This is a genomic window from Aerosakkonema sp. BLCC-F183, from assembly GCF_041929145.1.
Lineage (GTDB): Bacteria > Cyanobacteriota > Cyanobacteriia > Cyanobacteriales > Aerosakkonemataceae > Aerosakkonema.
Window position 1 is genome coordinate 277463 of the sequence record NZ_JBHFNU010000016.1, and the last position, 24747, is coordinate 302209.

The following is a 24747-nucleotide window of genomic DNA, read 5'->3' on the forward strand; positions in this document are numbered from 1 at the left end:
TAACATATATGCCTAACATCAACACATGACGGCAGATAAATCCGCCGCCTTTGCGTGCCGATTAAAAAATACGCGGCTACCAGCAGTACTATTTTTAGGTTTCCTACGCTTAAATCTACAAAATACCTTTAGAACTGGGTATTGCACCAGCACGACGAGGATCGATTTCCACTGCCATCCTCATTGCCCTAGCAAATGCCTTAAAAGTTGCTTCAATAATATGATGGGAATTAATTCCATCCAATTGCCGAATATGCAGCGTCATCTGAGAGTGATTAACTAACGCCACAAAGAATTCTCGCACTAGCTGAGTATCGTAAGTACCGACGCGCTGCGTCGGAATCGCCAAACCATAACTCAAATGTGGGCGTCCGGAAAAGTCTAACGCCACCTGGATCAAAGCTTCGTCCAGAGGCGCTAGAAAATTACCGAAACGAACAATGCCTTTGCGATCGCCCAGCGCCTTTGCCAACGCTTGGCCCAAAGTTATCCCCACATCTTCATTAGTGTGGTGATCGTCAATTTCTATGTCGCCCGTGGCTTGCACTTCCAAATCTATCAAACCGTGCGAGGCAATTTGGTGCAGCATATGGTCTAAAAACGGTATTCCCGTCTTAGCCGTACAAGCACCTGTACCGTCAAGGTTAACAGTTACTTGCACATCGGTTTCTCCGGTAACCCGTCTTACCGAAGCAGTGCGAACAGTTAAAATTTGCTCTGGGTGTTGGGAAGGTGAAACTTGGCGATCGGTTATCTGCATAAAATCTTCATTTTACTTTCTCAATCGTGGGCAAGTCATCCTGCCCGCCCCCGATTTACTACATTCCCATTATTTCGTAACCTGCATCAACATAGAGGATCTGGCCCGTAATGCCGCTGGCCAAGTCACTGCATAGGAAGGCAGCTGTATTGCCCACTTCCACCTGAGTAACCGTGCGTCGCAGCGGTGCTACTTTCTCAACGTGGTGGATCATATCTAGAATACCGCCTACCGCAGAAGATGCTAGAGTGCGGATTGGACCAGCAGAGATGCCATTTACCCTAATATTCTGGGGGCCGAGTTCCGATGCTAGGTAACGAACATTCATTTCTAGAGCAGCTTTAGCAATCCCCATCACATTATAGTTAGGAACTACTCGCACACCGCCCAAGTATGTTAGGGTGACTATGCTACCGCCTTCCGTCATTAAGGGTTTAGCTGCACCACTGAGTTGGATCAGCGAGTAAGCGCTCACATCTAGAGCTAGGGAAAAGCCCTGCCGGGATGTTTTGCTAAAATCTCCTGATAAATCGTCTTTGTTGGCAAAAGCGAGGCAATGGATCAGGATGTCCAGCCTGCCCCACTTGTCGCGGATAGCGTCAAAGGCTGTTTGAATCTGGGCTTCATCTTGAACGTTGCAGGGCAAAAACAAGCTGGGATTGAGCGGTTCTACCAGTTCTGCAACTTTCTTCTCCATGCGACCTTTTTCGTCGGGCAGGTAGGTGATGCCAAGATTAGCACCAGCTTTATGGAGTTGTTGGGCAATGCCCCAAGCGATCGAGCGGTTGTTGGCAATGCCAGTTACAAGCGCGTTTTTTCCAGTTAAATTCAGCATAGTGCTTCATTATATCGGAGTGGGTGCGGCAAGTAACGACGGCTGTTATGGTTTGTTTTGTTGGCGATCTCTCGCACCATCCTGTATCCACTTTCCAAAAGTATGTATCTAATTATACATTATTTCCCATAAAAGTTATTGGGCATCGATCGGTAAATTTATTTATGGCTATATAAAATGTATCTTTCCTCATTTAGGTAATAATTATGTGCTATAGTACACAGAAATTTTATAGATGCAATGCTACTGAGACAAACAAAACTAAACAGAAAAACTGAGCTGTTCCGAGCGATTGACACAGCGATCGAAAACTTTGGGTGTTTTAAGAAGAAAGTACTTCAGTTCTGGATAAACAAGCAAGATTTATCCCGGTATAAGCTGAATCAAGACTATACTGCTTTGAGGAAAGACCGAGAGCGGGTAGCCACAGAGGTTGATTTGACCATAAAGCGAAAGCTAGCAGCTTGCTCTTACTGTCGAGTACGTTTAATGGGGCGGCTTTCCTCCCGTGCAGAGAGTAGGGCAATCTATAGCCTTAAGGAACTCCAGATGGTAAAAATTTGTACCGTAAGGCATACGGAAAATGAAAGTGCAGAAAAAGTAACCTCTAGCTGAAGGAAAACTGATGGCAGGGTTGGCTGGTGAAATCAAAAATTGCCAGCATGACTGCACGGAGAATGTCAAACTTTATTCCAAAATTTTGCAAAATCTTTTGGGTCTCTGTGAGGGCAAGGAATATGGTCGTTATACAAGATAGACCGCTAGCAATTGTATTTCGTCAAATGGGCAGCGGGGCGTTTCCACCAGTTGTAGAAACGTTTGAAAGGGGAAAAACTATCTTTTTCCCAGGAGATCCGGCTGAACGGGTGTACTTCCTGCTTAAAGGTGCAGTGAAACTTTCTAGAGTTTATGAAGCAGGAGAAGAGATTACTGTAGCTCTATTGCGAGAAAATAGTGTTTTTGGGGTATTATCGCTGATTACAGGGAATCGCTCCGATCGCTTTTACCATGCGGTTGCCTTCACCCCAGTGGAACTGCTTTCAGCACCGATCGATCAGGTAGAACAAGCGCTTAATGAAAATCCTGAGTTAGCAATGTTGATGTTGCGGGGTCTTTCCTCACGGATCTTACAAACTGAGATGATGATCGAAACCCTGGCCCATAGAGATATGGGATCGCGGCTGGTCAGTTTTCTGCTGATTCTCTGCCGAGATTTTGGCGTTTCAGGCCCAGAAGGGATTACGATCGACTTGAAACTTTCTCACCAGGCGATCGCAGAAGCTATAGGTTCCACCCGCGTTACCGTTACCCGGTTGTTGGGAGATCTGCGGCAAGAAAAAATGATCTCCATCCACAAAAAAAAGATTACCGTCCACAACCCTGTAACCTTAAGTCAACAATTTACCTAGCGATTGAAGGGGCATAACCTGGTGTAATACCTTATAAATGGCAACGTGATGCGTTGCTTGGATAACTAAGCGCTATTTCAGTCCCAGGAATGGTAAAATCAAGCCAGTACTGTGAGGTTGGCGGGAAATAGACTGGCTGACCAGTAAACCAAGACACTAAAACAGTATCTTGCATATGGTTGAAAGCCAAACCGAACTTCAAGTAACAACTCCAAAAAACCTGAGTTTTGATGGTTTTGACGTACTCATTACCCTGGAGGAAGCGACTCGCCCAGCAGTTAATGCTTGGAAATTGAGACCTCTGTCTTGAACTGAACCAACTCGTGAATGCGTCTCATCGACAGTTCAACTGGTTAGGAAACTGCCGCAAGGACTTTTCAAGAAAGCTGGTAGTGCTTAAACCTTTGAATCTCAGCAATTCAATTCAGGGGGTTGTCAATCGATAGATCCCTAGTCTGTAACCTCTGTGACAGTTAGCAGCTAAGGGAAGTAGAGTAGAAACAGTAGAGTAGAAACGGAGTTGACTGGCGCTCCAAGTTATCGGACTTAAAAGCCAGCCCCATCACGGGGAATAAATCCCTCGTGTTTTCTTTCCTAAGCGCTCTTTTGGCAGGGAGTTTTCATACTCCCAGACATATATATGACCACCGGGTTAATCCTGATTGCGGCAATTTTGGTGTTGGGGGGAGCGATCGCATCGGTGGGAGATCGCATAGGGACAAAAGTTGGGAAGGCTCGCTTAAGCTTGTTCAACTTGCGTCCGAAGAAGACAGCCGTGTTGATCACCTTCTTGACAGGCAGCTTGATCTCCAGTTCGACGTTGGCGATTTTATTTGCCGCCAGCGAACAATTACGCACGGGCGTTTTTAAACTGGAAAAAATTCAAAAAGATTTGAGAAGCGCTCGCCAGCAGATAGAAGAAAGCCGAACCGAGAAAAGTAAGGCAGAAAGTGAAAAAGTACAAGTAGAACAACAGCTGGCTGAGGCTAAATCCGAACAGTCAACCGCGCAAAAGCGCCTGGATTCAACCAATCAGGCTTTACAGTTGGCTTTGGCTAAGCTGGCAGAAGCAATGGCCAAACAAGCTCGGACAGAAATGCAGCTCAACCGGACTCAGACTCAATTGAGTCGAACTGAAACTCAGCTGAGTCAAACGGAAAACCAGTTGGGTCAAACGGAAAACCAGTTGGGCCAAACACAAATCGCACTCAATCAAACGCAGGAGCAATTAAAAGCGGTATCCGGACAGGCGCAAGAACTGCGTTCGGAAATTCAAAAACTGCAAGGAGAACGGGAGGATTTGATCGCTCAACGTAACGAAGTTAAAGCTCAGATTACCGAACTGAAGCAACAGCTCGATCAAAGGGATGAGAAAATAGCTGCCCGCGATCGGATCATCCAGCAAAAGGACGAAAAAATCGGCGCACAAGATGACGCGATCGCACAACGCGATCGACAAATCGCCGCTCAAGACCAGAGAATTTCCCAAAAAGAGCAAGAAATTGCCGCTCGCGATGGACAAATCGCCACACGAGACCAAACAATCTCGCAACAGGAAAGTCGTCTGAAAGAACTGAAAGGACAACTAACTCAACAAGAAAAACTACTGGCACAACAAGACACAAAACTCTCCGAACAAGATAAAAAACTTTCTGAAAGAGAACAAAAACTAAATATTTTGCAAAAGGAAGTAGCAAGTCTAGAGCAAGACTATCAACAACTGTTTCGGGGTAATGTTACAGTCCGGCGCGGTCAAGTTCTGGCAGCTGGTGTAGTCCGGATTGTGGAACCTTCAGCCGCTCGTCAAGCGGTAGATAGACTGCTGTTGCAGGCAAACCGAGTAGCGCTGGAGCGCACGCACCCAGGTAATAAAAATCTCAAGCAACAAGTAATTGTGATTCGGCAGGCAGATGTAAACCAACTAATCGATAAAATTGACGACGGTAATGACTACGTAGTGCGAATTATATCATCTGGTAACTATGTAATGGGAGGAGAATATCCCGTACAAGTTTTTGTCGATGTTTCTCCCAATCGTGTTGTGTTTCAAGCCGGAGAAGTTGTAGCTTCAACTTATACCGACTCGGCAAGAATGACAGAAGACCAGCTCAGAGAAAGGATCGACCTACTGATTTCAGCTTCTCAATTTCGGCTCCGCCGTGCTGGTATTGTAGCCGATCGAATTCAAATCGGAGACGATCGCATCGAAACCCTGACCCGCTTTCTAGAGCAAGTCAAACAGTCCAAGCAACCTTTAGATGTTCGAGTAGTAGCAGCGGAACCCACCTATACTGCTGGGCCAGTCAAAATGGATCTGATTGCCATTCAAGACGGACAAGTGGTTTTCCGAACGCAATCGACTAGCTAAATCTGGGATTTTTTGCCACACTGAAGACTGCTCATCCAATTAGATGCCATGTTTTCTAAGGCCAATCCTACTCCCGACTCGGACTTGACTCCGGATCAGCCTGCGATATTAGGTTTCGATCCTGGCCGTCAGAAGTGTGGTTTAGCTGTGATGGCGGTGGATCGCAAACTGCATTACCATGAAGTGATTGCCGCAGAAGAAGCGATCGCCAGCATTCAAAACTTACGAAAAAAATATCCCATTTCTGTTTTGGTAATGGGAGATCAAACAACTTCTAAAAAGTGGAAACAACAACTAACGGAAGAATTACCAGAACCTCTGAGAATAATTTTAGTTGATGAGCGTTACAGTACCTTAGAAGCACGCGATCGCTATTGGCAAATGTACCCACCCAAAGGGTTGTATAGCCTGATTCCCAAAGGAATGCGACCTTTGCCGCGACCTGTAGATGATATCGTTGCCATTCTCCTCATTGAAAGATACATAGAACGCCTTTTAGGTGTTAAAAAAGACTAAGTTTATTGCTTTTTTGAACTTGAAAATATTCATATCCCAGATGATTTTCAAACAATCCTGGCTAGAATGTATATTGTCATCGGCAAATAGATAGATTTTTTAAGCGTGTTTTTAGACTTGGCGCTAAAGTTCAGCCCGGATTGTAAAAGCGTAATCTCCTCCAGGCTCTAATTTGTAATCTGATTTTTCCAGAAAACGACCCAGCGGTTCGTGAATTAAAGCTCGACCCAAGGACGGCTGAACGAACAACTTGCCTTGTCTGAAACACCACTGGAATTGCCAGTCATACTGACCCGCTCTCACTTCGCCTTCAATGAAGCCTTCTTGCCAAGACTGTCTGAGAATCCGGACATAGGCAGTAGTTTCTGGCAGACGTTTAGAACTCACAACTTAATGGTGACTCGCTTTAAGGTTTAACTTTCATGGTAAAGCTGTGGCGATCGCAGTCAAGATGACTAGGATCGAATAAGTACCCCAGTGGCGATATACTGCCAAAAATCTCCTTATCCCCTGTCGATCGTCGGAGGTTACCCTTTGACTGCTAAAATTCCCGATCCCCCTTCTCCCAATCGCAACGACTCTACCCCTTTAAATTCCGCAGATTTAGGGGAACTGGACAGCGTTATCTTTAGCTTTGCCGATATTCAAGCAGAACTCAACTACAAACAAGCACAAACCGCCCTGCGAGACATCGTAACCAACCTGGATCTGACACCGCAAGAACGAGCGGGACTAGAACCGGCAATTGAAGATTTAGAAGTGATGTTGGACAAATTAGAACGGTCTGTTGTCCAAATAGCCGTTTTTGGTATGGTAGGGCGAGGTAAATCTTCCATGCTCAACGCTTTGGTGGGCGAAAAAGTGTTTGAAACAGGCCCTATCCACGGCGTCACCCGCACCAGCGAAAGGGTAAATTGGTACTACAGTCGGGAGGCAGTCGGTAATAATAATTCCGAAGTTTTGCGAGTCGCCTTTCCTGGTAATGGTAATTCCCAGGTAGAACTAATCGATACTCCCGGATTGGATGAAGTGGACGGCGAAACTCGCGCCGCTTTAGCCCGCGATGTTGCCAAACAAGCAGATCTGATTTTGTTTGCGATCGCTGGGGATATGACTAAAGTAGAACACGAAGCGCTTTCCGAACTGCGGAAAGCCGGTAAACCGATGTTACTCGTGTTCAACAAGATTGACCAATATCCCGAAGTAGACCGAATGGCAATTTATGAAAAAATTCGGGATGATAGAGTGCGAGAATTGCTATCGCCAGATGAGATAGTGATGGCAGCAGCTTCACCTCTGGTAGCGGAAGCAGTGCGTCGTTCTGATGGTAGTTTGGGAGTGCAGTTAAAGCCGGGAGCGCCACAAGTTGAGAATCTCAAGCTGAAAATTTTGGAGATTTTGCACCGAGAAGGTAAATCGATCGTCGCGCTCAACTCAATGCTGTATGCCGATGAAGTCAACGAGCAGATCCTACAGCGAAAAATGGCGATTCGAGATAGCAGCGCTAACCGAATTATCTGGAACGCAACGATAACTAAAGCTGTGGCGATCGCACTCAATCCCGTCACGGCGATCGACTTACTCAGCGGTGCCGTTATCGACGTTGCTTTGATATTAACTTTATCCAAGCTTTACGGCATCCCCATGACGCAACAAGGCGCAGTATCTTTATTGCAAAAAATAGCTTTGTGTATGGGCGGTTTAAGTGCTAGCGAATTGGTAGCAACTTTAGGTTTAAGTTCTCTGAAAAGCTTATTGGGTTTAGCAGCACCTGTAACAGGTGGAGTTTCTTTGGGTGCTTATGTATCTGTAGCAATAACTCAAGCTGGTGTGGCAGGCGTTTCATCTTACGGTATCGGACAAGTCACTAAAGCTTACTTAGCTAATGGCGCTTCTTGGGGCCCTGACGGTCCGAAAGCTGTTGTCAGCCGCATTTTAGCTTCCTTAGATGAAACCTCTATTCTTAACCGCCTTAAAGATGAACTGCGAGCCAAACTTAATAGAGGCTAGAAAAAGTCAAAAGTCAAAAGTCAAAAACCCTGAGCGTGAGGCATTCAACTATTTGCGAGCTGCTGGATTATTTCTGTCGTTGCACTATGCGCTAGAGACTAGCGAAAGACTACCGACAAAGGGCTCATAGCAGATCGGAAAAGAAAAAAGCCAAAAGTAAAAAGACAATTTTAATTATTCTGACTTTTGACTTTTGACTTTTGACTTTTGACTTCAAAAACGAGGGGTTTTATCCTTTTTATCTTTGAAAGAAGACAACCATTCACGGACTTGATCGGCGGCGATATCGCGGGCACCCAAACCAAAAGCGAGGGCAATGGCAACTGCGATCGCACCCAGGAGCAATCCAAATGCCAAATTGACGATATCGCTGGCAATGCCCATTTGTTGCAGCGCCATCGCCGAAACCAAGGCAATAATAGAGATTCGGGCGGCATGACCGAGTATCCGCGCCTGCTGATTGCCAGAGCTGGTAATCAGGTTGTAAGCGAGGTTAGCCAGATACAAGCCGATCGCAAATACCACCAATCCAGCCAGAATCCGACCGGATACCGCGACAACACCAGTAACAATAGCAGTGAGGGCTGGAAATTGCAGCACTTCTGTGGCCGGCACTACAGCTAAGAGCATAATGCCGACAAGCGCTATGATTCCCACGATTTCTGATGGAGTTCGCGTTATGCCTGGTGCGGTTTGAAGCAGCGTTACTTGTTCTCCTGGTGTGGGAGGAATTGGTTCTTCCGTTACCGCTGCGCTAGCAGGAGGAACGACAATCCGAGGCGATGGGGTGATTCCGAAACCGAGCCAGTTGAAAATATTGTTGAAGCCGATGCTAGTCAGGATATTGGTGAGCAAATCTGCCACAAATTTCCCGATGATGTAGGCGATTACCAAAATCAGCCCAGCCGTGAAAATTTTGGGAATGGCGAGGAAGATATCGTTGAGCATCCGGATTGCCGGAGCCGAGATAGCTTCAATTTTCAGGGTGTTGAGGGCTGCGATCGCTGTGGGAAGTAGGATCAGTACGTAGACGATCGTACCGATAATGCCGGAGAGCGATTGTCCCGTTGTGGCTCGATTCAGCCCAAAGCGGGCACCCAGTCGATCTGCCCCACCAGCTGTCAAGAGATTGGTGACAATTCGCCGTACCACTTGAGCTACTAACCAGCCTGCCGCACCAATTAAGAGCGCCGCAAAGATATTCGGCAGAATTGAAAGGATTTGAGTGAGGAGTTGCTGTACTGGTTGTAAAGTTTCCTCCAACTCCAAGGCGTTCAATACCAAGGGCAGAAATAGCAGAAAGATGAACCAGTAGAGCGTGTTGCCGACTGTTTCGCTCAGAGAAAACTGGTTCCGCTGTTCCGTACCTACTTGCTGATTCAAACGCTCGTCCAGACGAAACAGTCGCAGAGAGCGCGTTACTACCAGCTTTACTAGGGTGGCCAGCAACCAGGCGAGACCCAACAGAATCACTGCCCCCGCTAACTTGGGCAGAAACAGGAATATCTGATTGAGTAAGTTGTTGAGGGGCTCAGAAACTGCTTCCAGCCGGAGTGCCTGTAAAAAGGCCACCAGCGTAAACAGGAAGATAATCCAATAAACAGCCTCTGATATCCATTTTTCTACTGGCGGCAGTTCTGCATCACTCTGACGCCCCGTAATCCAGGCAGCCAGTTTGTTATCGATGTTGGTGCGACTTAGCAGCCCCCGCACTACGGCGGCGGCGACAAGTGCAAGCAGCCAGCCAATTACCAGAATTGCGATCGCCCCCAGCAAATTCGGCACGAAATTGCCAAAATTTGCCGCTATTTGCTGGAAAAAGCTATTGAAGTCGTTAGGGAATCCTGGCCTTGCCCCTGGGGGAGGCGCGGCTCGTCGCGGTGCGGCTTGTGCCAAAATTTCATAAGAGAGCATCGGCACGCTCACACCCAAATGTGCCATACTTTGCCAAATGCCATTCATCGTTGTTTAGTTCCCTCAAAATTTATCGGTAAAACTATGAAACCTTAGCTGTGAATTTTTGTATCTTCCCTGACAAATTCTCAGCTAAGACAAAATGAGATGAATATGGACAACCATACACCCAGAAAAAGCTTTTTTACTCTATCTTTATAGATAATTAAGGCTTAAAAGGCAGCGATTCGCTGATTTTTACTTTTTATTACACTCGATAGCCCCAATTTTTCGGTTTATTTATGTTGACATTTTAATTCTAAAGACTTCTTCCCCGACGCCCTAGTCCCTAACCCCGACGCCCTAGCCCCTAGTCCCGACGCCCTAGCTATGTCACAAGAGCGAGTTTTTGAACAATCGATTCAAATTAATGCCCCTGCTACAGTTGTGGAACGCTGTATCGCAGAGCGGGACTTGATGCACCGATGGCTTAATCCAGCCTTGCGTTGCGATCCTGTAGGTGAGTGGAGTACGGAGATTGGCAGTCGCAGTCGCTTTATCATTAAGATTCCGCTGTTGCAGCCTACCCTGGAAAGCGTTGTGGTGGAAAGGGAACCAGGTTTGATAGTCTGGGAATTTGAGGGATTTTTTAAAGGACGCGATCGCTGGGAATGTCAACCTTTAGCAGAGGGTACTCGTCTAGTCAATCGTTTTGAGTTCCAAATTCCTAACTCCCTAGTTAACTGGGGTTTCAATACGTTTGCGGCTGCTTGGACTCAACAAGATATGCAGGCTCAACTGCGACGCCTCAAGTTAGTGGCCCAAAGTCTTCAGGGGTTAGGGGTTAGGGGGAGCTAAAAGTCAAAAGTCAAAAAAAAGGGGCTAGGGCGTCGGGCGTCGGGGTTAGGGAAGAAGGAGAGGGAAGAGGGAGAGGGAGGAATTTTGACTTTTGACTTTTGACTTTTGACTTCCCCGCTCCCCCGCTTCCTATTCCCTAGAGATCTTGACGCATCCGCTCTACTAAAAGGCGAATAGCATCCGCATCGTCAGCGTTGGGAACTTGGATGAGATAAGTCTCCAGATCGAGACAAGCTGAGGCCCATTGTCCCAATTGGTAATATAGAAGACCGCGATCGCGCAGTTCTGCCGATACACCTGGAAATAGCAGTAAAAGGCGCTCAATTACCGCCAGTGCTTTCTCCAACTCATTCTGGTTTAAATAAATCAGTTTGAGATTCATCAGCATCCGCGCTAAAAAGCGTCGATTGGTGACTGGCTCTACAAAAGATGGGTTCAGTTCGATCGGCTGCTGATATATTTGAGAAAGCCTTTCCTGACAATCTGCCTCGAAGAGAATTTCGCCGCGATTGAAAGCATCGACATAAATGCCCACATCTTCAAAATTGGGACGAATCAGGAAATGTCCTGGCATTCCAATGCCAACCATTGGAAAATCGATGCGCTGGGCAATTTCCAAGTATACCAGCGAAAGTGTAATGGGAATCCCCGTTCGCCGTTCAATTACTTCATTTAAATAGCTGTTGCGCGGATCGTAGTAATCAACTGTATTGCCGACAAAACCCAAATCCTCGTAGAGGTACTTATTGATACTCTGAACGATCCGCAGGGGATAGCGTTCTGGCGGCAGAAGTTCTTCTACTTCAGCTGCCATTGTATCCAGAGCGTTGAGGTATTGATTGGGATCTAATTCTGGATATTCTTCCTGTGCTATATGTAGAGCAGCCTTTGCCAGATTGATTTGTTTGTCTGGCTGATGAATTTCCTGATAAAAATATTGCCGCGCCAGGGGAAAGTCCATAATTAGCCATCGGTCTTTGGTCGTCGCTCTTGTATATTAGCGAAACCCAAGCACTTCCGCGATCGCATTTCCGATATCAATAAAAATGTTACCCTGCATCTGACGAACTAACTCGAAAGGGCTAGCCGGATTCCCGAAAATCGGTCTAATTATCCATCCCAATTGACTGCCGACAAATCCATACAGTATTAACCAGAATTGTAAAATCTTTTTGCGGGCTCCTTGTCCTTCCGCATCTTCTTCAGATATTAATTGCATTCCTTGGTACAGGGAGTTAACGCCAATCACTCCTGTCAGGATAAAAATCGCCACATTTAGCAATTTAAAAAATTGGTAATTATCGGTAGTGATTAGAAAAAACAGAGTAACTGGTGCAAAACCGAGTAACAGCGCACTGATTACAGATGCGGCGGTGAGAACGAGCAGAAAATGTTGTGTGAGGCTGCGACGGGAACCAAAGAAAATATTAAAAATGAATAATGTTGGCAAACAAATCAAAAGCGTGAGTAAGTAAAGACATGGTAATTTAATTGCAGCGGATAAGGATTGAGGTACGCTGTGGTATAAGCCGATAATTGCCCCGTAAATCCCGAAAAATAATGAGCTGCAAACGAGCAAGGCAATGATTTTATGTTGAAGTCTGACGCCTTGGCGGATTTCTTCCATAAAATTTTGCCGATCGCGCAGCAAACCAATCAATACATTAAAGTAGTTTTTTCCGTCAATTTTCTTTTCTAGCATCTTCTTATCCTTGCCATAATTTATTGTTAATCTACAAAATCTCTAGCGTGTGTATGATGGTTCTCACCCATTAATTAACGAAACCCCAAAATGTATGCCAGAGATTGAATCACGCTAACGTAAAAATTGCCTTCCCTTTCTCGGAACAGAGAAAAAGGCGAATTAGGCATTCCGAAGAAAGGTCTGAGCGTCCATCCCAACTGGCAACCTACAAAAGCATAAAGAAACAACCAAAATTTTAAGATTTTTTGCCGTGTCTTGCTACCTTCATTTTCTTGTTCCAACACAAAGCTCGCTGCTCGATGCAGAGAAGAAACTCCGATGAATCCAGTTATAGAAAATATCACGACATTCAACAAGATTAAAAATTGGTAGTTATTGGTGCTGATTAAGAAAAACAGCGCGATAGGAGCGAAACTGAATAAAAGAGCGCTAGTTACTGCTACCGCTGTCAGAACTAAGGCAAAATACTGAGCAAAAGTGCGCTTGGAACCGAAAATAATATTGGAGAAGTACAATGCTGGCAGGCAAATTAGCAGAGTTATTAAGTAAAGTGCTGGGAGTTTTACAGCAGAAGAAATTGCTTGCATCCAGCTATGGTAAATACCGATAATTCCGCCATAGATAGCAAGAAATATCGAACTGCAAACCAGCAGAGATAATATTTTACTTGGCAGCCTCACACCTTGACGGATTTCTTCTAGAAATTCTTGGCGATCGCGCAATAAATTCGTCAACACGGCAAAGTATTTAATTTTTGGAGATTGCCCTTCAATCATCTTATCCTCACAAGCGTTTTATAGGTCTTTTGAGATACTGCTAGTCGGAGTAATCGCCACCAGATCCGTATTTCCAGGCATCAATCCATCTATGGTAATAGTATTGTGGGATTGGGGGTAAATTTTTTACCCCAGGTTCGATGGCTTTTCCTAATTGATATAAAGCAGAATAAGCTCCCAAATTCAAGTAATGAACTAACCAATCTAAAAGGGCGATTAATCCCACTTGCGGAATTATCTTGACAACTAATGCCGGATGTGAAATTTGCGTTCGCCAAAGAGTTTTCGACAAAGCAGGAAACTGCACGACATCCTGGAGAAAAGGTTTGAGGACGGCATCTCCTAGCTGTTCCATTTCCAGAAATACAGCGGCAAGAAGTTGATTAATTCGATCGGGGTCTACTTGGCGATCGATCGCGACACTCATGGCTCGTTGAAATAACCAAGTTACTGCTAAGTTTGGCTGATAAGGTTGCAAAAGCGCCAGAGCATTCTTATTCAATTGGTCACTTCGTAACGCTTCATCAATTCCACTCGACAGACGCTTGAGGTGACGCACCATCGCGCCAAATCCGCCGAAACTTAGAGGAGATTGAGCGCCACTGGAGTCACCCACTGGTAAAATGCGGTGCCAAGGCATTTTCAGAGGACTTTGGCGATAGCTGGGAAAAAAACCAAATAGAGCCCTTTGAAATTCCAGCTGTTCCAGTCGGACATTTTGGTATTGAGGTAACAGGCGCAGGTAGTCTTCAAAAAGATCTGCCAAACTCGATCGTTTCTGGTCAGCATCCATATAGGAAAATAAATAAGTTGTCCTCCCGTCTCTGGCTGGGAATGCTTCCCAAAAATACTGGCATTGATTTTGTATGGGTGTAAATGAAACCAACAAATCGCCCGTGTCGTTTTCCGGAAATCCTTGAGCGCAAGTTCCCACTACCAAACAGACGCCATCGGGTTTTTTGCCTTGTCGTGCTTGTTGGACAATGGGTGAAAAATGCCCCATCGCGTCAATTAATAACCGTGTCCTCAGAGATGTGGGATTCTTTGACTCAAATCCCAAATCCAAAATGGGCGACCCTATATTGACAGTGACGCCATCTGGATGAACGACTGCGCCTTGGAAAGGTGTGTTTTCCAACAATTGACCGCCGAATTGGAGGAATTTTGATTTGAGGGTATCCAGTAAGAAAACTGGGTCAACGCCAATATTGAGTAAGTCTTTTACCCAATGTTCCTTACCGCCGAGAAAGCTGATGCGGGCTGGGTTATACTCGGTAGCGATCGCTTGTTGCAGTTCCGACTCAGAAAGCAGATTCAATTCTAAAAACGCTGCTAACTCTTGGCGGGAGATATTCCACTCTTGATCTCTGCCCCGCAAAATGCCACGCTCTATTAAAGCTACTCGCCAACCCATGCGGGCGATCGCAGTACCGATTAAAATGCCTAAAGTACCGCCGCAGATGATAACATCCCAGTCTACTTCTGGCAAAAGTTGCTGACTTTCTTTTACCACCCTGGGTATGGGTATGGAGTTTTGTTTGAGTGATTGCCATAGGCTGTCGGCTTTACGCAGTCCTCCCAGGACATCGCCTGGTAGCTGGGAAAGAATTCGATCGGTTAGAGTCAGAGTCATGGATGTGAATCTGTGCAGATGCGTGCAGATAATGACATAGTAGTCGATCGGGAAGGCTAAATTAAGGAATAGTAGTAGCAATACTTCTACAAAATGGCCACGAAACCGGATGTTTCACCCAAATTCTTGTATCAACGCAATTACGTTACGACTTACGTAAAGAAACTTGGTTGCGACGCCTGTCGTGCGTAAGCCCTGCACGTAAAAAAAACTCTGTTTCTGGATAAGTATTGAAGTAGGATTGCCAAACACAATCGCACAAAAGTAAAAGCTGGAGAGTATTTAAAATGACAAATCCTGTATTCATAGCACCTCTATTTCCGTTGATGTATCGGGCAGTCGGTCAGGTACACGGACGTTTTATTCCCACTTTAAAAAAAGTGACCAAAGGTGTTTTGTTGACGGACGATGGACTGTCGATTCCAGCTAGATTGGTAGGTAGGGCTGGATTATTCGGAAAAATATCTCCAGATACGATCCGAGGCGACTTAGTTTGGTCAGCTTATCCCCACACTGAAGTTGCTCTTTGGTTCGATAAAAGTAAAGCTTTTTTACCGAATGATGAAGCGTTAGAAGCTGTAAAAAATCAACCTCTACCTGCACTTTGGCTAGAACTGCGGGATATTAGACAGCCGAAAAAAGACCAGTCGATCGAAGAAATTAGGCAAGGTAATAATTATTTTTCCATTCGCGGTCAAATCATTAAGCAAGACGAAAAGGAAGGTAAGTTAATCGTTCGCATTTGCCGCAACAAAATACCGAAAGGAAAAGAGAAAGATATCCAAAATCAACCATTTAATTTAATGATTGATGGTTTTTTGCCTGGAAATGTGGAGGGTCAGTTTTGGGATTTTGATGTGAGCCGAGAGGGGGAAATACTGATTATAGAAAACGGTACTTTTGTAGCAGATCTTTCCGAACCCAAAGCAGAAGTACCACCGTCATCTGCCGATCCAAAACAGAAGGAGGAAGAAAAGAACAAGCAAACAGATGCAAGCGGAACAAAAACTCAGCCAAAAAAAACCGGAAAAATCATCAGACTGGTGAAATAGGTATAAGAGTGCGATCGGATGGTTCTCAGGACAGGCTGGTGTGTGTCTGTCCTTTTTTATTGACTAATTAGAGGTAAGCGAATATAAAAAGTTGTACCTTCACCGCAATTTGAGTGAAAGGAAATTTCGCCGCTGTGTGCTTCGATAATTGATTTAGCGATCGCTGTTCCTAATCCCGTACCTCCACGTTTTCCATAAGTAACAAAAGGATCGAACAAATGTTCCCGAATTTCTTCCGGAATACCTGGACCATTATCGGAAATGATAATTTCTGCTACTTTCTCTTTTGTCAAAGCCGATACCTGAATTTGCCCACCGCAACCTTTGAAAGCCTCGACTGCATTACCTACTAAATTTTGCAAAACCCGCATCAGCTTATTTTCATCAGCGTTTATCATTACATCGGCTGTGTTAAGCTTAAATTCTACTTTGGCATCTTTAAAATAAATGCGATTTAACTTTTCAAAATTTTGCAGTAAAAAAGCCAGATTGACAGGTTGAGTATTCAACACAGCATGACCGCTGGCAAATTCTAACGCTTCTTCTGCCATACCCAACATTCGCCTGACTTGGGCTTGAATAATATCGCACCATTCAGTCGTTTCTTCGTCCGGATGAAATTCTTTTAACATCACACTAGCCAAATAAATGCTGGTGACAGGACTTCTGAAGTCGTGAATTATGGTATTGACCATTTCTCCCACTAAAGCCATTTTTTCTTTGTGAACCATTTGATTGACATATTGGGCTGTGGTGGAGCGTAAATGTCGTACTATATAACCTAGTAATTTAAGGACTACACTGCCTTTTGTATTATTCAAAATTTCCATTAGCCCATCACGGGGAATCCTTGCCAAAGTTGCCCCACCACAAACAATAGCTTGGGCACTACGGGGTTGACCATCCAAAACGCCGAATTCGCCAAAAAAGTCATTTTGTTTAGCTAAGGCAACAGTTTGATATTTATTGTTACCATTATGTTTTCTAAATTCAACTTCGCCTGCTAAAACTAAATATACGAAATCAGGAATTTCACCCTCTTGAAAAATTATTTCTTGATCGGCAAAATTCTCTACAACAGCTAGCCTGCATACTTGGGCTGCTTGCGCGGGTTCAAAATAAGAAATGAACTGATGTGCTTCTAGATCCATGATATATTACCTACTTTATTAAGATAGGTCGTTGCTTGATTCTACCTTACGGCAGATGCAGTATGGGGTGAGTTCTATATTTCGTTATTATTAACGCGCAAACAGGCGATCGCAACAGTAGTTCCGACAGTCTGGGACTGTGCAAGCAATTAAGTATTTATACTTACAAAGTGTAGGATTGTGCTTTGCTGGGAGCCATAAATAAACGGTAATTTAGAGTCTCATCGCCAGCAGTGCTATCCTTATTATTTCTAGAAGCGGTGAGAGCAGGAGAACAGGGTAAAGGTTTTGCTGTTGTGGCTACCGAAATTCGCAGACTTGCAGATCGAAGTAAAAGATCGGCTGAAAAGATCGCTACTTTAATAGCCGATCTACAGAATACCACCAGGGCGTCTGTTTTAATAACAGATGCTAATATGGCAGGTATTGAAGGAATTGTATCTGCCGTCAATAATATCTCTGTAAATATTCAGCAAATTTCGCTAAATGTTAGGCAACAAGCGCTCGCGATCGATCGAGTAGTTAATGCTATGAACGATTTTAATGAGTCGGCGCAAGAAACTGCCGCAGGCATTAATCAAACGAAAGTTAGCGTATTGCAACTGAACGAAACTGCCAAAAATTTGAAATCAGTTATCAGTTAACCAAACATTTTTTTACAACGATCGAGTTGTTACGAGTTAAACTGAGATGGGATAGATTTTGTGAATACTATGAAAAGGCGATCGTTACTTTATTTTGGCATAGGTTTGGCAATCTTTAGCGCTAGTTCGTTAATATCAGTTGCAGCTCAGTCAGTCAGGGGTGTAACTCGGCGCGTACAGTTCCCACGTGGAACTTCATCTACTACGATTAACGGTTCTGTCATCTTGGGTAATAAAGATACCTACATTTTTCGTGCGCGTCAAGGTCAAACAATTATTGCCGATGTGACTTGGCGGGGAACACGAGTTGATAATGTTGAAGATCAAGGGCTTTCTGGCTTTACTTTCATACTACCTAATGGAGAATCATACGAAGACCCACAAAATGATACTTTCATTGCCACGGTAACGGGAGATTATCAGGTTGTAATTAGACAGCCTTATCTAATGAGCAGTCCGCGATATACATTTAAATTGACGATTCGTTAAGAGTTGAACAAGTATTAAACTTCTGTTTTTCTCCCAGATGCAGAAAGCCTGTTTTTTGAATAAAATAGGTTTCTTTTGTTGCTTAAGGTGATGACGAAATCAGACTAGATTCGAGGTAAGAATAATCCGTGTATCCTTTTTCGATTTCGTTTTCACCTTCAGGACAAAATGTTTTTGGATTGGGTGTGTTTAAGGGTGCGTTTATTGCGAAACGTTCAGGTAAATCGGGATTGGCGATAAACAATCGGGCAAAAGAAACTAAATCTGCGTCGCCAGCAGCTAAAACAGCGTTTGCTTTTGCTTTGTCGTAAAGACAGTTAGTAACGATCGCACTTTTATAAATCGGTCTAAAAGTTGGCGCGACTGGATTAATAACATTACCATTCGCTATATCAACTTCTTTGGGTTCTGGCAAATGAAGATAAGCTAAGTTAAAAGAATTTAGGGCGTCTATTGCATAGCTAAAAGTAGCTCTGCGATCGGCATCAAAAATACCGTAAACTGTGTTGCTGGGTGCGAGTTTGATGCCAACGCGATCGCTTCCCCAAACGCCTGTCACTGCTTCCACAACTTCTAACAAAAATCGGGTGCGATTTGGCAACGATCCACCATACTTATCTGTGCGGTGATTCGCACCATCTTGGAGGAATTGATCGATTAAAAAGCCGAAACCTCCGTGTATTTCTACACCATCAAATCCAGCTATCATCGCATTTTTCGCCGCGCTGCGGAACTCTTCGATAATTTCCGCAATTTCATCGATTTCTAGGGCGCGAGGCGTTTCTATTGGTAGCTTGCCTAGAGGAGTATCCAACTTCCAATTAGGTGCGATCGCGCTTGGTGCAACAGGTAATTTTCCATTCAATAAAGATGGATGACCGACGCGACCGCTATGCCAAATTTGCAAGAAAATTTTTCCTCCTCTAGCATGAACCGCATCTGTTACTAACTTCCATCCTTCCACCTGTGGTTGCGAATAAATTCCCGGACAATTCATATAGGTATTGCTGAGGGGAGAAATCATTGCCGACTCAGTAATAATCAATCCCGCCGATGCTCTTTGTGCATAATAAGTTGCCATTAGTGAATTCGGGATACTACCAATTGCTCGCATACGAGTCATGGGAGCCATCATTATCCGATTTGGTAAAGTGTAACGGCCAAGCTTTACGGGTGAAAAGAGATTGATGGCTTCTGTCATGGTTGCGTTCCTATTTTTTGAGGTGATTTCGTCGAAAAAAGCTATTTTAGACTATTTTTGCGGTTATAATTGATGATAATCTCGGATCGTTGGCTTTGATAGAAAAATATCATAATCTGGCAATAAAGGAAAGCAGGGTATGAAGAAGCGATCGCAAATTACTTTCACAGTAAGTTTGGCAATCTTGGCTGCTATTTGTCTACCAGTTATCGCACAATCTCAGCGATACCCAACAGATGCAGAAGTGCAAAGACTCATCGCACGTTTCCGCCAACAGAAACAAGTTGTTGCAGACGAGCGCACTCCATCGCAAATTAGAATGAGAGATACTTTTGTGAGAGCTTGGTCGCAAAGCGATTCATCTATAGCACCATTTTTAGGCGAGTGGTTCAGCGTCTTAGAAACATCATACGCACAAACTTTAATTATATATCCATCAAGTTCTAGAGGTCGCGTATGTATTATACACGGTTACTTTCCAGATGGAGACGATCCGAGTTCATTTTTATTTGCGATGGGTTCTGTATCTAACGGACAAATTCGCATTGACAGAGGCGATTTAGGTCGTTCGTTGGTGATTAAGCAAGGCAACGATCTAGCATTACTGGGTATTTATAAAAGCCAGGGAGCAGATATCTGGAAGTTTTCTTATCCAAAACCGCTTAAACAACCTACAAGACCATCGTTACAAAACAAACCTGAAGCTGCTAAGATTATCCAACAATTTAATGTGAATGGTTGTACTGCTTATCCACCTGAAAGCATTTAGATTTTTGGGCGATCGAGCTTATTCCAGATGTTAATAATTAGAGGGGTGATGAGGGTGCTTCGGCTCTTTAAGTTTTGGAGGGCAAAGTATATAATATTATTTATTAATCAAAGTCATCTAACGAATTTATAATTAGAGATACAAATTGTTTTCGAGCATAAAAAGCTCTGCTTGTACTACCATAACCAGCACCTTTAGTGCGTGGTTGAACCAACACACCCATTTTACCTGTTAAGTAGTCATTTAAAATAAAAATCATCTTTTTTAATGTTACCACTTAATGCTTTTCATATTTCCTTGTTAATTGTGTAAAATTTGAATTTTCTTAAATGAAATAATCGGTGATATGGGCCCGGTATGATTCAATAATCTGCATGGGAGGAGAAATATTTATTATGCGGTGCCCCTACAAATCATCACATCCTCAATAATAAACAAATCAAATTTGTTCGGGATCGATACCCATTTTTCGCAATCGCGCTTCTAAAGCTTGCACCCGTGCTTCTGCTTCTTCTCTTGCTCTCGCCAGTTCAACATAAGTGGCAAATGTCTGTCCATCTGGATGATAAATTTGGAGTTCTTCACCACTCATATCGAAGCGAATTCCCAATCTCGGACTCACCCAATTATTTATCGGATCTATAACTTCTAAAATCCCGCTGGTAGCAGGACGTAACCAACCGCTCAAATCTACTTTGTCTGGATCGTAAAGATAATATTCCTCTACACCATAGCGATCGTAAAATGCTAGCTTCTTTGCCATTTCCGTAAGAGTATTACCAGGGGAAAGCACTTCAAATACTACTTGCGGAGGAATATTATCTTCTCGCCACTGTAGATATGAACCTCGATCGCCTTTAGCTCTACCAAATACTACCATTGCATCAGGGGCAGAGCGAATTTTATTATCTCCCTCGACGGGATACCAGAGCAAATCTCCCGCGACAAAAACATTCGGGTCATTCCGAAACAAAGCATCGAGTCCGCCTTGAATCGTCACTATCCAGCGGAACTGTCTTGTATTGTCTGACATTGGGTTTCCGTCGTTTTCGGGGTAGATGATTTCTTGCTTGGTAGGAGTTTTTACCATTGGTTTACCTCTGCTGAGGTGTTTCTTTTATTTTGCATCAAAGAATAGGGCGGGCAAGATGCCCACCCCACAAGATTTTGATTCTCTTGTGGGACAGGCAAGATGCCCACCCCACAAGATTTTGATTCTCTTGTGGAACAGGCAAGATGCCCACCCCACAAGATTTTGATTTTCTTGTGGAACAGGCAAGATGCCCACCCCACAAGATTTTGATTCTCTTGTGGGACAGGCAAGATGCCCACCCCACAAGATTTTGATTTTCTTGTGGAACAGGCAAGATGCCCACCCCACAAGATTTTGATTCTCTTGTGGGACAGGCGTCTCGCCTGTCATATCTTCCCCAAAGCTAACACGGCATTTTGACCGCCAAAACCAAAACTCAAACAAAGCACATTCCGAATCTCACACCGACGCGCTTCTCTGACAAAATTTAAATCAAATTCCGATTCTTTTAAACCAATACAAGGCGGTAAAATTTGATGATGCAACGCCATTAAACAGAAAGCCGTTCCCAACGCCCCCGATGCTCCTAGTGTATGACCCGTTGCTCCTTTGGTAGAACTAATCGGTACATTTTGGGGAAATAAATACCGAATTACCTGCGCTTCATTTCGGTCATTTAGTTGTGTCGCCGTACCGTGCGCGTGTATATAATCGATGTCGTTTGGGGAAAGATTGCTGCGTTCCAAACATTGTTTGATGGCTGCGATCGCACTCCACCCTCCCTCTTCCGGAGCATTAGCATAATGTGCGTCGTTTGTCAAGCCAAAACCCAAAACTTGACCGTAAATCTTCGCCCCTCGATGCTTAGCTGACTCAAGCGATTCCAGCACCAAAACTGCCGCACCCTCTCCCAACACCAAACCTTCCCGATCTCGATCGAACGGATAAGCACCAGTTTTCGCCAAAGCACCCATCTGCTTAAATCCAGCCAGAGTTAGCCGCGTAATCGGTGCTTCCACCGCACCGGCAATTACCATATCGCATTGCCTTGTTTGGATTAACTCAAAACCTTGCGCGATCGACCAAATCCCCGTTGCACAAGCCGCCATCGGCGCAAGCACTGGCCCAATTGTACCGATTTGATGAGCAGCTGCGATCGCGCCCATATGCGGCAGAGTTTCCAACCAATCTTCTAAAAGCTTCCCCCCCTCTCCGTCAACGGGGAGGGGGTAGGGGGGTGGGGTCAACGCCAACTTTTCCCAAACAGCTTGCTGACTGCGACTAGATCCGATCGCCACTCCACAATTAGATAAAGGAGGTAGAAGACTTGCATCTTTTAACGCCAAAGCAACAACCAGCCGAGTTAATGTTAATAACTCGGCTGGCTTATTTCCAATCAGCGCCAAAGGACGCGCCTCTAATTCAGGAAAAGGTTGATGTAGCCGAATACCAGACTGACCGGAAATCAAATTTTGCCAGCTAGTTTCCAGCGTACCCAAACAACCGATCGAACCAATGCCGGTAACAACAACTTCCACTTTTATCTTGGTCATCGGTCATCGGTCATCGGTCATCGGTCACGTTCCCCTATCCTGTTCTTTTTTTGACTTTTGACTTTTGACTTTTGACTATTTCTTCAGATTTTCCGCTCCTTCAGTTACTTTAGCGGATTCAATGCGATCGCCCTGTTGAATTTTGTCAACTACATCCATGCCTTGAGTCACGTACCCAAACACAGCATAGCTGCCATCCAAGAAAGGCAAATCTGTCAAAGCGAAGTAAAACTGAGAAGAAGCGCTATCTGGAAACTGCGATCGAGCCATTGCCACAGCACCGCGTTTGTGGTTCAAAACAGGCGGCTGATTTATCGTTTTGCTATAAACCGGAGTATCTGCGCCTTTGGGCTTAATTTCCAACGGAATGTTGCGCGGTCTTCCTGGCGGATCTTCAAAACCGCCTGTTCCCAACTGACCTCGGAAATTCGGGTCTTTACCTTGGGGGTCGCCACCTTGAACTACAAAAGGTTGCGGTTCCCGTACTACGCGGTGAAACGGCAAACCATCGTAGACACCTCGCTGGACGAGATCCACGAAATTACCGGCAGTGATGGGGGCGTTGCTTCCATCCACTTCGATCGTAATGGGCGATCCGTTCACCACCATAACGACAGTGGCCTTTCCTTCCAGTTTAGGTAAATCAGTCATTTCGGGATTGTTCGCTTGAATAACAGGTGCAGAAGTTTCTGTTGCTGATGGACTTTGGGATGCTTGAGTAGCATCTTGTGCTTGCGTGCATCCTCCCAAAAGCAATGCACCCATCAGTATAATTGAAGCGAACCAGTGTCCGAGTTTGATTTGCATTTGATGAATACGGCCTGTACTGACAAATTCCACCCAGCCGATCATAAACCTTCTAGGGGTACACCCAGGAAACGAGCTAGCTGAGCGCCTTGATTTTCCAGTTCGGATAAAGACATCGGTTGACCGACTCGCGTTAGGGGGACATCGCGGCGACTCTTGACCCGCAGGTACAAAGCGCGGCGAGGATTCAAACCGTCCTTGATGTCAACGCGGATAGATTGTACGTCATCGGTGCGACAGCTAAATTCGATGCGGCGATTTTTGCCAGGAAAGCCCCACCGGAAAATTTTCACGAAGCCGGTTTCTTGATTAAATTCGTTGTAACCGCCGCCGACATCCAAAGCGATCGTCAACCAAAGGTAAAGTGCCAAAAGCGAACCCGCTGTCCCATAAAAGGTCATTGCCAACCCTTGCGGGAAAAAGATCAGATCGGTGGGATCTCCCAACGGCAATAGGTTTGTGTGCAGATAACTGGAAAGACCGGCTAACAAAAAGCCGACGCCGCCAATTGTGGTGACGCTGGCCCACCAGTAATTGCTAAAACGGCGAGACCCCAAAACGTCTTGGCGGAGTATGCGATCGCTTGTGTTGATTGTTTGTGCTGTCATAGTAGTAAAATTCTCAGTTACTTGCCATTAACTTAAAGATTGGTAATGGGGGATCGGTAATTGTAAATTGGCGATCGGCAAGCAGCAAGAAAGACAAAAATCGCTTCTGTGCGCTTAAGTATTTCTACTCCTCTCTACGATATCCTATGCCTTTCGCTCTATCCCAACTACTTTAATCTAGGGACTTTACTAATTTTGACTACAAATTAATATATAGTTATGTTAACTTACTTAGAAACCTCCCAGATAACAAAGCAAGAGGGTTAGAAATGACTGTTGCAGTCGGACGCGCCTCAGCACAAAGAGGATGGTTTGACGTCCTCGACGACTGGTTAAAGCGCGATCGCTTCGTATTCGTTGGCTGGTCTGGTATCCTGCTGTTCCCCTGCGCCTACCTGGCCTTGGGCGGCTGGCTGACAGGCACCACCTTCGTCACATCCTGGTACACCCACGGACTGGCATCATCATACCTGGAAGGATGCAACTTCCTGACTGCCGCCGTATCTAGCCCAGCAGACAGCATGGGACACTCCCTGCTGTTCCTGTGGGGCCCAGAAGCGCAGTGGAACTTCACGCGCTGGTGCCAAATCGGCGGACTGTGGCCGTTTGTAGCCCTGCACGGAGCCTTCGGATTGATCGGCTTCATGCTGCGGCAATTTGAGATCGCTCGCTTGGTA

General features: G+C 44.9%; 25 protein-coding genes and 1 pseudogene. 11 read left to right on the forward strand and 15 right to left on the reverse strand.

Annotation, left to right across the window (positions count from 1 at the left end; translation table 11 throughout):
- Positions 1–115: 115 nt before the first annotated feature.
- Positions 116–760, reverse strand: a complete 645-nt coding sequence (gene hisB, locus ACE1CD_RS04265; protein ID WP_374790939.1) for an imidazoleglycerol-phosphate dehydratase HisB — start codon at positions 758–760, stop codon at positions 116–118.
- A 58-nt stretch (positions 761–818) separates the two neighbouring features.
- A complete protein-coding gene (gene fabI, locus ACE1CD_RS04270) occupies positions 819–1595 on the reverse strand; it encodes an enoyl-ACP reductase FabI (protein ID WP_190473503.1) in 777 nt (258 codons plus the stop codon).
- 737 nt (positions 1596–2332) lie between these two features.
- Here fabI and ntcA point away from each other — a divergent pair.
- The 4 genes from ntcA (at position 2333) to ACE1CD_RS04290 (ending at position 5888) form a co-directional block, all read left to right on the forward strand.
- Positions 2333–3004 carry a global nitrogen regulator NtcA gene (ntcA, locus tag ACE1CD_RS04275; RefSeq protein ID WP_190473501.1) on the forward strand — a complete coding sequence of 224 codons (672 nt, stop codon included), beginning with the start codon at positions 2333–2335 and terminating at the stop codon, positions 3002–3004.
- Positions 3005–3179: 175 nt separating this feature from the next.
- A complete protein-coding gene (locus ACE1CD_RS04280; protein ID WP_374790942.1) occupies positions 3180–3314 on the forward strand; it encodes a hypothetical protein in 135 nt (44 codons plus the stop codon).
- Positions 3315–3644: 330 nt separating this feature from the next.
- The gene (locus tag ACE1CD_RS04285) at positions 3645–5372 is read left to right on the forward strand and encodes a DUF3084 domain-containing protein (protein ID WP_374790944.1); all 1728 of its coding nucleotides are present in this window, start codon (positions 3645–3647) and stop codon (positions 5370–5372) included.
- Positions 5373–5420: 48 nt separating this feature from the next.
- Complete coding sequence (locus ACE1CD_RS04290) at positions 5421–5888, forward strand: pre-16S rRNA-processing nuclease YqgF (protein ID WP_374790946.1); 468 nt, start codon at positions 5421–5423, stop codon at positions 5886–5888.
- Positions 5889–6011: 123 nt separating this feature from the next.
- On the opposite strand, the gene ACE1CD_RS04295 is transcribed toward ACE1CD_RS04290, so the two are convergent.
- Complete coding sequence (locus ACE1CD_RS04295) at positions 6012–6275, reverse strand: DUF3146 family protein (RefSeq protein WP_190473492.1); 264 nt, start codon at positions 6273–6275, stop codon at positions 6012–6014.
- 225 nt (positions 6276–6500) lie between these two features.
- Between ACE1CD_RS04295 and ACE1CD_RS04300 the strand changes: the two genes are divergently transcribed.
- Positions 6501–7898, forward strand: coding sequence for a GTP-binding protein (locus ACE1CD_RS04300; RefSeq protein ID WP_374790994.1), 1398 nt, complete (start codon positions 6501–6503; stop codon positions 7896–7898).
- A gap of 213 nt (positions 7899–8111) precedes the next feature.
- On the opposite strand, the gene ACE1CD_RS04305 is transcribed toward ACE1CD_RS04300, so the two are convergent.
- Entirely contained in the window at positions 8112–9860 is a 1749-nt protein-coding gene (locus tag ACE1CD_RS04305; protein WP_374790948.1) for a mechanosensitive ion channel, read from the reverse strand.
- Between the two features lie 321 nt (positions 9861–10181).
- Here ACE1CD_RS04305 and ACE1CD_RS04310 point away from each other — a divergent pair, with 321 nt between their 5' ends.
- Positions 10182–10649: an SRPBCC family protein gene (locus ACE1CD_RS04310; protein WP_374790950.1), complete on the forward strand. Its 468-nt coding sequence runs from the start codon at positions 10182–10184 to the stop codon at positions 10647–10649.
- A gap of 136 nt (positions 10650–10785) precedes the next feature.
- On the opposite strand, the gene ACE1CD_RS04315 is transcribed toward ACE1CD_RS04310, so the two are convergent.
- The 4 genes from ACE1CD_RS04315 to ACE1CD_RS04330 all read right to left on the reverse strand — a co-directional run bounded on the left by ACE1CD_RS04315 (position 10786) and on the right by ACE1CD_RS04330 (position 14757).
- Positions 10786–11610, reverse strand: coding sequence for a SirB1 family protein (locus tag ACE1CD_RS04315; protein WP_374821812.1), 825 nt, complete (start codon positions 11608–11610; stop codon positions 10786–10788).
- A gap of 36 nt (positions 11611–11646) precedes the next feature.
- Positions 11647–12351, reverse strand: a complete 705-nt coding sequence (locus tag ACE1CD_RS04320; protein WP_374790954.1) for an actin-binding WH2 domain-containing protein — start codon at positions 12349–12351, stop codon at positions 11647–11649.
- A 74-nt stretch (positions 12352–12425) separates the two neighbouring features.
- The gene (locus ACE1CD_RS04325) at positions 12426–13130 is read right to left on the reverse strand and encodes an actin-binding WH2 domain-containing protein (RefSeq protein ID WP_374790956.1); all 705 of its coding nucleotides are present in this window, start codon (positions 13128–13130) and stop codon (positions 12426–12428) included.
- A 40-nt stretch (positions 13131–13170) separates the two neighbouring features.
- Positions 13171–14757, reverse strand: a complete 1587-nt coding sequence (locus ACE1CD_RS04330) for an FAD-binding oxidoreductase (protein WP_374821852.1) — start codon at positions 14755–14757, stop codon at positions 13171–13173.
- Between the two features lie 293 nt (positions 14758–15050).
- Here ACE1CD_RS04330 and ACE1CD_RS04335 point away from each other — a divergent pair, with 293 nt between their 5' ends.
- Positions 15051–15815 (forward strand): hypothetical protein, encoded by a 765-nt coding sequence (locus ACE1CD_RS04335; RefSeq protein WP_374821815.1) that lies wholly within the window; start codon positions 15051–15053, stop codon positions 15813–15815.
- A gap of 56 nt (positions 15816–15871) precedes the next feature.
- Here ACE1CD_RS04335 and ACE1CD_RS04340 read toward each other — a convergent pair whose 3' ends face one another.
- The gene (locus ACE1CD_RS04340; RefSeq protein ID WP_374790962.1) at positions 15872–16966 is read right to left on the reverse strand and encodes an ATP-binding protein; all 1095 of its coding nucleotides are present in this window, start codon (positions 16964–16966) and stop codon (positions 15872–15874) included.
- 233 nt (positions 16967–17199) lie between these two features.
- Here ACE1CD_RS04340 and ACE1CD_RS04345 point away from each other — a divergent pair, with 233 nt between their 5' ends.
- Positions 17200–17610 carry a methyl-accepting chemotaxis protein gene (locus tag ACE1CD_RS04345; RefSeq protein WP_374821817.1) on the forward strand — a complete coding sequence of 137 codons (411 nt, stop codon included), beginning with the start codon at positions 17200–17202 and terminating at the stop codon, positions 17608–17610.
- A 60-nt stretch (positions 17611–17670) separates the two neighbouring features.
- Positions 17671–18099 carry a hypothetical protein gene (locus ACE1CD_RS04350; protein WP_374821820.1) on the forward strand — a complete coding sequence of 143 codons (429 nt, stop codon included), beginning with the start codon at positions 17671–17673 and terminating at the stop codon, positions 18097–18099.
- 82 nt (positions 18100–18181) lie between these two features.
- On the opposite strand, the gene ACE1CD_RS04355 is transcribed toward ACE1CD_RS04350, so the two are convergent.
- Positions 18182–19300, reverse strand: coding sequence for an alkene reductase (locus ACE1CD_RS04355; protein WP_374821823.1), 1119 nt, complete (start codon positions 19298–19300; stop codon positions 18182–18184).
- Between the two features lie 139 nt (positions 19301–19439).
- Between ACE1CD_RS04355 and ACE1CD_RS04360 the strand changes: the two genes are divergently transcribed.
- Complete coding sequence (locus tag ACE1CD_RS04360) at positions 19440–20069, forward strand: hypothetical protein (protein ID WP_374821826.1); 630 nt, start codon at positions 19440–19442, stop codon at positions 20067–20069.
- 103 nt (positions 20070–20172) lie between these two features.
- Here ACE1CD_RS04360 and ACE1CD_RS04365 read toward each other — a convergent pair whose 3' ends face one another.
- The 5 genes from ACE1CD_RS04365 to ACE1CD_RS04385 form a co-directional block, all read right to left on the reverse strand.
- Positions 20173–20346 (reverse strand): hypothetical protein, encoded by a 174-nt coding sequence (locus ACE1CD_RS04365; RefSeq protein WP_374821829.1) that lies wholly within the window; start codon positions 20344–20346, stop codon positions 20173–20175.
- A gap of 162 nt (positions 20347–20508) precedes the next feature.
- Entirely contained in the window at positions 20509–21159 is a 651-nt protein-coding gene (locus tag ACE1CD_RS04370; RefSeq protein ID WP_374790973.1) for a Uma2 family endonuclease, read from the reverse strand.
- A 329-nt stretch (positions 21160–21488) separates the two neighbouring features.
- Complete coding sequence (locus ACE1CD_RS04375) at positions 21489–22646, reverse strand: beta-ketoacyl-ACP synthase (RefSeq protein ID WP_374821855.1); 1158 nt, start codon at positions 22644–22646, stop codon at positions 21489–21491.
- Positions 22647–22730: 84 nt separating this feature from the next.
- Entirely contained in the window at positions 22731–23462 is a 732-nt protein-coding gene (locus ACE1CD_RS04380; protein WP_374790999.1) for a peptidylprolyl isomerase, read from the reverse strand.
- Positions 23463–23503: 41 nt separating this feature from the next.
- Positions 23504–24070, reverse strand: a complete 567-nt coding sequence (locus tag ACE1CD_RS04385) for a photosystem I assembly protein Ycf4 (RefSeq protein WP_190473441.1) — start codon at positions 24068–24070, stop codon at positions 23504–23506.
- 269 nt (positions 24071–24339) lie between these two features.
- Here ACE1CD_RS04385 and ACE1CD_RS04390 point away from each other — a divergent pair.
- Positions 24340–24747, forward strand: a pseudogene (locus ACE1CD_RS04390) (photosystem II D2 protein (photosystem q(a) protein)); the annotation flags it as partial.